The organism is Streptomyces sp. NPDC048295, assembly GCF_040652135.1.
In the GTDB taxonomy this organism is placed as follows: domain Bacteria; phylum Actinomycetota; class Actinomycetes; order Streptomycetales; family Streptomycetaceae; genus Streptomyces.
Window position 1 is genome coordinate 68,188 of the sequence record NZ_JBEZLL010000015.1, and the last position, 8,291, is coordinate 76,478.

Consider the following 8,291-nt stretch of genomic DNA (forward strand, 5'->3'; position numbering starts at 1 on the left):
CTCAGGACGTGTCCGCCGCTCAGGGCGCGTCCGTGCCGTCCAGGATCTCGACGACCGAGACCCAGGACTCCCATCGCCGCGTGAACACCCGCAGCGTGTGGCCGCCCGGCACGGTCCCGGACCAGGCGACGGTCGCACCCCGGTCCCCCCGCGCGTCGTCCGGTCCGCCCGCCGGTGCACGGCGCAGGCCGTCCGACTCCAGTCCGGTGTGCACCTCCTTCAGCTGTTCGCGGGCCGTTGCCACGTCGTCGTACTCGACGAGGCACTGCCGGGCCACGGCCTTGCGCACGCCCCGGTACTCCTGGCTGTAGCCGACCCTGTCGGGCTCGGCCATCTGCGGGGAGGTGACCGGGCAGAAGGTACTGAGACCCGCCCAGTTCAGGAGGTCGCCGCGTGCGTCGGAGTCGACGGGCCGCCCCTCGTTCTCCTTCCAGTGCCAGGTGCCGTACAGGGGCACTTCCTCCGCGGGCAGGGTCCGGACCATGCCGTTCTCGCGGAACGGATTGTCCGGCGCGGTGGCCACCGCGCCCCGCTCGTGCTGCCGGTCCGTCCCGGCCGGCAGCAGGATCCATGCCCCGGCTGCCATCAGTACGGCCGCGCACAGTGCCGCCGTGCCCGCCCTGCGCCGCGCCCGGCGTCGCTGCCCCTTCTGCCGGATCTCCTCGGCTGCGGGCAGCCGCACCACGACACCGTCCAGCAGTTCCTCGACCTCAGCCATGGCTGGCCCCCCTCACTCGCCCGGCGGTGGCCAGAGGATCGGCCAGCCGCTCACCGAGAACCTTGCGGGCCCGGTGGAGCCGGGTCCGTACCGCACCGTTCGACACTCCCGTCTCACGCGCCACTTCCTCCACCGGCAGGTCCAGCAGATGGTGCAGGACCACGGCCCGGCGTTGCTCGGCACTCAGCTCGCCGAGCGCGTCCAACAGCGCCACCCGGTCCGCCGAGAGGCCGGGCACGTCCGCGGGCGGCCCGTGCCGGAAGTGCGCGCGCACCCGGTTGCGCGTCCTGCGCCAGGTACTGATCGCCAGCCGGACCGCCACCGTCCGCACCCAGGGAAGCGGGTCGCCCTCACGCACCAGCCGGTCCCAGCGCTGCCACGCCCGCACATACGCCTCCTGCACCGCGTCCTCCGCCTCCGCCAGATCACCCGTCGTCGCGTAGACGGTGGCAACCAACCGTTTGGCCGTGGCCGTGTAGAACGCGTCGAAATCCTCGGCCCCCGTAAGCATCGTCCTCCGTCCGTCCATTGCCCGGGGAACTGCTCGCCGCCCGGGAACTGTCCATCGCTCAGGAACTGTTCTCACCGGATACACGCACCGGCGGGGCCGGATGTTACGGACGACTTTCCGGTCTCCCGCCGGTTTCCTCCCGTGAGGTGTTCCCCCGGGGAAACAGGGGGGCCAGCCCCACTGCGTGCGAGGCCGTCGGCTCATAGCGTGAAGGGCATGAAAGCCGGAGACTCGGAGCTCAAGAGCGAGCTCGATGCCGCCCTGCACGCCCGTAGTGAGCTGGGTTCGGAGTACGAGCCCGCGCTCGTCGAGTCCTTTCTGGAGAAGGTCGAGCAGCGCCTCGACGGCACGCTCGACCGCCGGGTCCGGCGCCATCTCGCCGAACAGCAGGTGAGCCTCGCCAGGGGCACGCACCCGCCGCAGCCGCTGGGGAACTTCGGCGAGCGCTACGGCTTCGGGATCATCTCGCTGATCCTGGCCGTCCCGCTGTCGGCGATCGGCGCCTCGACCGCCCACACCGGGGGCCTGATCATCACCTGGCTCGGGATCATCGCGGTCAACGCCGTGCACGCCGCCCGGCCGTGGCTCGCGCGCCGCCCCGGACGCGGGGACTGCGACTGGGAGAACTGAGCACGGCCCCGGAGCCGTACGGCACGCGGCCCCGGCCCTGATCCGCCGGACGCCACCGGGCAGGCTCTACGCCTGGCGGGTGGGCTGCACGATCAGCTGGCGCAGGTTGATGTGGCGCGCCCGGCTGGTGGCGTAGGCGATCAGGTCGGCGATCTCGTCGCTGGAAAGCCCGCCGAGCGCCCCGAACATGTCGTCGAGCTGCCCGCTCAGCTCGGCGTTGTCGACGTGGTCGGCCAGCTCCGTGCCGGTGAGGCCGGGCTCGATGTTGGTGACGCGGACGTCACGCGGCCCGAACTCGGTGCGCAGTGACGTCGACAGATAGGTCAGCGCGGCCTTCGTCGCCCCGTACACCGCGTAGTTCGGGAACATGATGTGCGCGCCGATGGACGAGATGTTCACCAGGTCCGCGGTGCGGCCCTGGGCGGCGGCCGCCACCAGGTCGGCCGTGAAGGCCCGGATGATCCGCAGGGCGCCCGTCACATTGGTGTCGATCATCCGCTGCCACTCGTCGGTCCGGCCCGCGTCCACCGGGTTCGGCAGCATCACACCGGCCGCGTTGACCACCAGGTCCACCGGGCCGAAGGTGCTGTGCACCAGCTCGGCCGCGGCGTCGACGGACGCCTGGTCGGTGACGTCGGTGACGACGGCGAGCGCTTGGCCGCCCGCCGCCCCGATCGCGGCGGCCAGCTCCTCCAGCCGCTCGGCCCGCCGGGCCAGCAGGGCGACCCGGACCCCCTGGGCGGCGAGCAGCCGGGCGGTAGCGCTGCCCATGCCGCTGGCGGCTCCGGTGATGACGGCGGTGCGGCCCGCGAGGGTCTCGTACGACATGTCCGTGCTCCTTGAGCGTTTGTGGACCGGGGCGTTCCCCCGGGCCTGATGCCACTCTGCGTGGCCGCCCGGGGGCCTGCCAGGGCGACGCTGTTCCTGGGTCCGCCAGTACCAGGTTCGGTGTCCGGCCTTCTTCTACGATCGACGCCATGGACGCTGACCTCGGTGATTTCCTCCGCTCCCGGCGGGCCCGCATCCAGCCCGAGGAGGTGGGGCTGCAGGCGTACGGCCGCCGGCGCGTACCCGGGCTCCGGCGCGAGGAGGTGGCGCAGCTCGCGGGAGTGAGCGTCGACTACTACATCCGGCTGGAGCAGGGGCGCGGCCCGAGCGTCTCGGACACCGTGCTCGACGCGATAGCCCGGGTGCTCCGGCTGGACGAGACGGAGCACACGTATCTGCGCACCGTGGCGCGCCCCAGGGCGCGCGCCTCGGCCCCGGCCGGTGCCCAGCGGGTCCGCCCCGGTCTGCGGCTGCTGTTGGACTCGCTCACGGCGGCCCCGGCGTTCGTCCTGGGCCGCCGGATGGACGTGCTGGCCTGGAACGCGCTGGGGGACGCCCTCGTCGGCTTCTCCCGGATGCCCGCCGCCGAGCGCAACATGCCGCGCCAGGTGTTCCTGCGGCCTGCGGCGCGGGAGCTGTACCCGGACTGGGCCGCGGTGGCTGCGGAGACGGTGGCGCATCTGCGCCTGGACGCGGGACTGCACCCCGATGACAAGCAACTGGCCACGCTGGTCGGCGAGTTGTCTCTGCGGAGCGACGACTTCCGCCGGCTGTGGGCGGACCATCAGGTGAAGTCGAAGACCTACGGCGTCAAGCGCATCGCCCACCCGCTCGCGGGCGAGCTCGTCCTCCCGTACGAGACCCTCGCCGCGGCCGGCGATCCCGGCCAGTGCCTGGTGGTCTACACGCCGGAGCCCGGCAGCGAGACCGCCGCACGCGTCGCGCTGCTGGCGGACGGGCGGGCAGCGCCGTCGGCCCCGGCCGGCTGACGTCCGGGGGTCCGCGGGCCCCGGTGGCCGCCGCAGGGCAGGGCCCGAACGGACCTGGATGTGTCGCGGGGACCGCCGCACCCCCGGTTGCCCGGGGGGCGGGACGACGGCGGTCCCCGCGAGGGACACGGTCCGGGTCAGGGCCGGTCACCGTGTCCTGGCGACGATGGAGGTCCGGGAGCCGCTCCGTTGTCCGTGTCGCCGTATCGGGTGTCGGCGGGTCCGGCCGCCGACACCCATCAATCTGCCGGACCCGTGTTAAGCCGGTGCTGCGCGCACGTGTCGCGCTCGTACCGTTTTCGCGAAGCCCGGACCCGCGGCGCCGGGTGCTACGCCTTGCCGGTCGCCGCGTCCTTGGCGAGGAACGCCAGCAGGTCCTGGCGGCTGACCACGCCCTTCGGCTTGCCCTCCACCAGCACGATCGCCGCGTCGGCGGTGTTCGTGCCGCCGAGCACCGCCATCAGGTCCTCGACCGGTTCGCCGGAGCCGACCTGCGGCAGCGGCGGCGACATGTGCTTCTCCAGCGGGTCGGAGAGCGAGGCGCGCTGCGCGAAGAGCGCGTTGAGCAGCTCCCGCTCCACCACCGAACCGATGACCTCGGCGGCCATCACGTCCGGGTGGCCGGCGCCCGGCTTCACGATCGGCATCTGCGAGACGCCGTACTCGCGCAGGACGTCGATCGCCTCGCCGACGGTCTCCTCCGGGTGCATGTGGACGAGCGTCGGGATCGGACCGGCCTTGTGGTCGAGCACATCGGCGACGCGCGCGGACGGGCCGGTGTCCTCCAGGAATCCGTAGTCCGCCATCCACTCGTCGTTGAAAATTTTACTGAGGTAGCCGCGGCCGCTGTCGGGCAGCAGGACGACGACCACGTCGTCCGGCCCCAGACGGGCCGCCACCTCCAGGGCGCCGACCACCGCCATGCCGCAGGAGCCGCCGACCAGCAGGCCCTCCTCCTTGGCGAGACGCCGGGTCATCTGGAAGGAGTCCTTGTCGGACACGGCGACGATCTCGTCCGTGACCGTACGGTCGTAGGCGCTGGGCCAGAAGTCCTCGCCGACGCCCTCGACGAGGTAGGGGCGCCCGGAACCGCCGGAGTAGACCGAGCCCTCCGGGTCGGCCCCGATCACCTTCACCGAGCCGCCGCTGACTTCCTTCAGATAGCGGCCGGTGCCGCTGATCGTGCCGCCGGTGCCGACGCCCGCGACGAAGTGGGTGATCTTCCCCTCCGTCTGCTCCCACAGCTCGGGACCGGTGGTCTCGTAGTGGGAACGCGGATTGTTGGGGTTGGAGTACTGGTCGGGCTTCCAGGCACCGGGGGTCTCGCGGACCAGGCGGTCGGAGACGTTGTAGTACGAGTCGGGGTGCTCGGGGTCAACGGCCGTCGGGCAGACGACGACCTCGGCACCGTAGGCACGCAGCACGTTGATCTTGTCCGTGGACACCTTGTCCGGGCAGACGAAGATGCACTTGTACCCCTTCTGCTGGGCGACGATCGCCAGGCCGACGCCCGTGTTGCCACTGGTCGGCTCGACGATCGTGCCGCCGGGCTTCAGCTCCCCGCTCTGTTCGGCGGCCTCGATCATCCGCAGGGCGATGCGGTCCTTGACCGAACCGCCGGGGTTGAAGTACTCGACCTTGGCCAGGACCGTCGCCTGGATGCCGGCCGTCACACTGCGCAGCCTCACCAGCGGGGTATTGCCTACGAGGCTGATCATCGAATCGTGGAATTGCACCGTGTACTCCGGGGTCTCCGAGATGGTGCGGCAAGGGTATGCGTACGGGCAGGAGATTGGGCGAAGCGATTGAGCCACGGCCGCTGCGGGGCAGTTAGCTCTATGTACGGCGGTACGGCAACGAGGAGGTGGACCGGACTGTGTCAAGAGCAAGGGTGGCACGGCGGATCGCGGCGGGCGCGGCCTACGGCGGAGGCAGCATCGGATTGCTCGGCGCCGCGGCGGTAGGCGTACTGCTGGCGGAGGTCCAGCTGGCGAAACGGCAGGTGGGCGGCGGAATCGCACCGGTTCCGCCGAGCGCGGACGGGAGGTACGGGGTGGCGTTCGCCGGCCCCGCGGACCCGTTGCGGCTGGGGTTGCTGGGCGACTCGACGGCGGCCGGGCAGGGGGTGCGCCGGGCCGGGCAGACCCCGGGGGCGCTGCTCGCCTCGGGGCTCGCGGCGGTCTCCGAGCGGCCGGTGGATCTGCGCAATGTGGCGCAGCCGGGAGCCCGGTCGGACGATCTGGAGCGGCAGGTCTCGCTGCTGCTCGCCGACCCCTCCCGTACGCCCGACGTCTGCGTGATCATGATCGGCGCGAACGATGTGACGCACCGGATGCCGGCCACCCAGTCGGTGCGCTGCCTGACCACCGCCGTGCGCAGGCTGCGTACGGCGGGCGCGGAGGTCGTGGTCGGCACCTGCCCGGACCTGGGCACGATCGAGCCGGTCTACCAGCCGCTGCGCTGGCTGGCCCGGCGGGTGAGCCGGCAGCTGGCGGCGGCCCAGACGATCGGCTCGGTGGAGCAGGGCGGGCGCACGGTCTCGCTGGGCGATCTGCTCGGCCCGGAGTTCGAGGCGAATCCGCGGGAGCTGTTCGGGCCGGACAACTACCACCCGTCGGCGGAGGGGTACGCCACGGCGGCGATGGCGGTGCTGCCCACGCTCTGCGCGGTACTGGGGCTGTGGCCGGAGTCCGACCGTCTGGACGGGGTCCGGCGCGAGGACATGCTGCCGGTGGCCAAGGCGGCCTCCCAGGCGGCCAGGGAGGCCGGTACGGAGGTCACGGGGGCGCGGGCACCCTGGGCGCTCCTCAAGCACCGCAGGCGGCGGCGCCTGCCCGCGACCACCGAGCCCCACCCGCACCCGCACCCGGAGCCGGAGCAGGAGTCGGAGCAGGAGTCGGGGCCCGAGCCGGAGCCGAAGCCGGAGCGGGAGCCGGAGTCGGGGCCCGAGCCGAAGCCGGAGCGGGAGGCGGAGCGGGAGCCGGAGCCGCACGAGGAGACCGGAGGAACCGGGGAAACAGGGGAGTCGTACGGGGAGCCGCGCAATCTCCCGGCCAATTGACCGGCCGCACCACAGGCCGCACACTCGGACTGAGCGGTCGCTTAGAAAAGAGGCCGGAGTCACATGCGCTGCCCGCTGACCCCGCGCCTACGTACAGGTAACTTCCAAGTCAGCACCTGCCAGAACCCGCCTTCCAGCCCTCATGGAGCCGCGTGATGCCCGAAGCCGTGATCGTCTCTGCAGCCCGTTCCCCCATCGGGCGGGCCTTCAAGGGTTCGCTGAAGGACCTGCGCGCGGACGACCTGACCGCCACGATCATCCGGACCGCGCTGGCGAAGGTGCCCGAGCTGGACCCGAAGGACATCGACGACCTGATGCTCGGCTGCGGCCTCCCCGGCGGCGAGCAGGGCAACAACCTGGGCCGGATCATCGCCGTACAGATGGGGATGGACCACCTTCCCGGCTGCACGATCACCCGCTACTGCTCGTCCTCCCTGCAGACCAGCCGGATGGCGCTGCACGCCATCAAGGCCGGTGAGGGCGATGTCTTCATCTCGGCCGGTGTCGAGATGGTGTCCCGCTTCTCGAAGGGCAACTCCGACAGCTGGCCGGACACGCACAACCCGCTGTTCGCCGACGCCGAGGCCCGCACCGCGGCCCGCGCCGAGCAGGGCGGCGAGGGCTGGCACGACCCGCGCGAGGACGGCCTGGTCCCGGACGCGTACATCGCGATGGGGCAGACCGCGGAGAACCTGGCCCGGCTCAAGGGCGTCACCCGCCAGGACATGGACGAGTTCGGCGTCCGCTCGCAGAACCTCGCCGAGGAAGCCCTCAAGAACGGCTTCTGGGAGCGCGAGATCACCCCGGTCACCACTCCCGACGGCACGGTCGTCACCAAGGACGACGGCCCGCGTGCGGGCGTCACCCTGGAGGGCGTGCAGGGCCTGAAGCCGGTGTTCCGCCCCGACGGCCTGGTCACCGCCGGAAACTGCTGCCCGCTCAACGACGGCGCCGCCGCCCTCGTCATCACGTCCGACACCAAGGCCCGCGAGCTGGGCCTGACCCCGCTGGCCCGGATCGTCTCCACCGGTGTCTCCGGCCTCTCCCCCGAGATCATGGGGTACGGACCGGTGGAGGCCAGCAAGCAGGCGCTGAAGCGGGCCGGGCTGACCATCGACGACATCGACCTGGCCGAGATCAACGAGGCCTTCGCCGCCCAGGTGATCCCCTCCTACCGCGACCTCGGCCTGCCGCTGGAGAAGGTCAACGTCAACGGCGGCGCGATCGCCGTCGGCCACCCCTTCGGCATGACGGGCGCCCGGATCACCGGCACGCTGATCAACAGCCTGCAGTTCCACGACAAGCAGTTCGGTCTGGAGACCATGTGCGTGGGCGGCGGCCAGGGCATGGCGATGGTGATCGAGCGGCTGAGCTGAGCTGCAGCGGAGGGTAGGGGTCGCCCGAGGCACGAGGGCGGCACCTGCCCGCAGCGGAAGCGAAGCGAACGCGACCACAAGCCCGAGCGGCTGAGCTGAGCTGCAGCGGAGGGTAGGGGTCGCCCGAGGCACGAGGGCGGCACCTGCCCGCAGCGGAAGCGAAGCGAACGCGACCACA

General features: G+C 71.9%; 8 protein-coding genes. 4 read left to right on the plus strand and 4 right to left on the minus strand.

Annotation, left to right across the window (positions count from 1 at the left end; translation table 11 throughout):
* Positions 1-19: 19 nt before the first annotated feature.
* Together AB0D53_RS22555 and AB0D53_RS22560 are read right to left on the minus strand one after the other, a co-directional pair.
* Positions 20-718 carry a hypothetical protein gene (locus AB0D53_RS22555; protein ID WP_362449297.1) on the minus strand — a complete coding sequence of 233 codons (699 nt, stop codon included), beginning with the start codon at positions 716-718 and terminating at the stop codon, positions 20-22.
* Complete coding sequence (locus AB0D53_RS22560; protein WP_362449299.1) at positions 711-1,229, minus strand: SigE family RNA polymerase sigma factor; 519 nt, start codon at positions 1,227-1,229, stop codon at positions 711-713. The genes AB0D53_RS22555 and AB0D53_RS22560 overlap by 8 nt, the downstream gene beginning before the upstream one ends.
* 216 nt (positions 1,230-1,445) lie before the next feature.
* On the opposite strand from AB0D53_RS22560, the gene AB0D53_RS22565 reads away from it, so the two are divergent.
* Positions 1,446-1,859: a hypothetical protein gene (locus AB0D53_RS22565; RefSeq protein ID WP_362449301.1), complete on the plus strand. Its 414-nt coding sequence runs from the start codon at positions 1,446-1,448 to the stop codon at positions 1,857-1,859.
* 66 nt (positions 1,860-1,925) lie between these two features.
* Here AB0D53_RS22565 and AB0D53_RS22570 read toward each other — a convergent pair whose 3' ends face one another.
* The gene (locus tag AB0D53_RS22570) at positions 1,926-2,687 is read right to left on the minus strand and encodes an SDR family oxidoreductase (RefSeq protein ID WP_362449303.1); all 762 of its coding nucleotides are present in this window, start codon (positions 2,685-2,687) and stop codon (positions 1,926-1,928) included.
* Between the two features lie 149 nt (positions 2,688-2,836).
* On the opposite strand from AB0D53_RS22570, the gene AB0D53_RS22575 reads away from it, so the two are divergent.
* Positions 2,837-3,676 (plus strand): helix-turn-helix transcriptional regulator, encoded by an 840-nt coding sequence (locus AB0D53_RS22575; protein ID WP_362449305.1) that lies wholly within the window; start codon positions 2,837-2,839, stop codon positions 3,674-3,676.
* A gap of 329 nt (positions 3,677-4,005) precedes the next feature.
* On the opposite strand, the gene AB0D53_RS22580 is transcribed toward AB0D53_RS22575, so the two are convergent.
* Positions 4,006-5,412: a cystathionine beta-synthase gene (locus tag AB0D53_RS22580; protein WP_362449307.1), complete on the minus strand. Its 1,407-nt coding sequence runs from the start codon at positions 5,410-5,412 to the stop codon at positions 4,006-4,008.
* Between the two features lie 155 nt (positions 5,413-5,567).
* On the opposite strand from AB0D53_RS22580, the gene AB0D53_RS22585 reads away from it, so the two are divergent.
* Together AB0D53_RS22585 and AB0D53_RS22590 are read left to right on the plus strand one after the other, a co-directional pair.
* Positions 5,568-6,737, plus strand: coding sequence for an SGNH/GDSL hydrolase family protein (locus AB0D53_RS22585; RefSeq protein ID WP_362449309.1), 1,170 nt, complete (start codon positions 5,568-5,570; stop codon positions 6,735-6,737).
* Between the two features lie 155 nt (positions 6,738-6,892).
* Positions 6,893-8,113, plus strand: coding sequence for an acetyl-CoA C-acetyltransferase (locus AB0D53_RS22590; protein ID WP_362449311.1), 1,221 nt, complete (start codon positions 6,893-6,895; stop codon positions 8,111-8,113).
* Positions 8,114-8,291 lie beyond the last annotated feature (178 nt).

What these genes read in the sequence shown, in the direction of transcription:
- AB0D53_RS22570 (WP_362449303.1), bottom strand. Translation starts at nt 2,687, where the DNA reads ATGTCGTACGAGACCCTCGCGGGCCGCACCGCCGTCATCACCGGAGCC.
- AB0D53_RS22575 (WP_362449305.1), top strand. Translation starts at nt 2,837, where the DNA reads ATGGACGCTGACCTCGGTGATTTCCTCCGCTCCCGGCGGGCCCGCATC.
- AB0D53_RS22555 (WP_362449297.1), bottom strand. Translation starts at nt 718, where the DNA reads ATGGCTGAGGTCGAGGAACTGCTGGACGGTGTCGTGGTGCGGCTGCCC.
- AB0D53_RS22565 (WP_362449301.1), top strand. Translation starts at nt 1,446, where the DNA reads ATGAAAGCCGGAGACTCGGAGCTCAAGAGCGAGCTCGATGCCGCCCTG.
- AB0D53_RS22590 (WP_362449311.1), top strand. Translation starts at nt 6,893, where the DNA reads ATGCCCGAAGCCGTGATCGTCTCTGCAGCCCGTTCCCCCATCGGGCGG.
- AB0D53_RS22560 (WP_362449299.1), bottom strand. Translation starts at nt 1,229, where the DNA reads ATGCTTACGGGGGCCGAGGATTTCGACGCGTTCTACACGGCCACGGCC.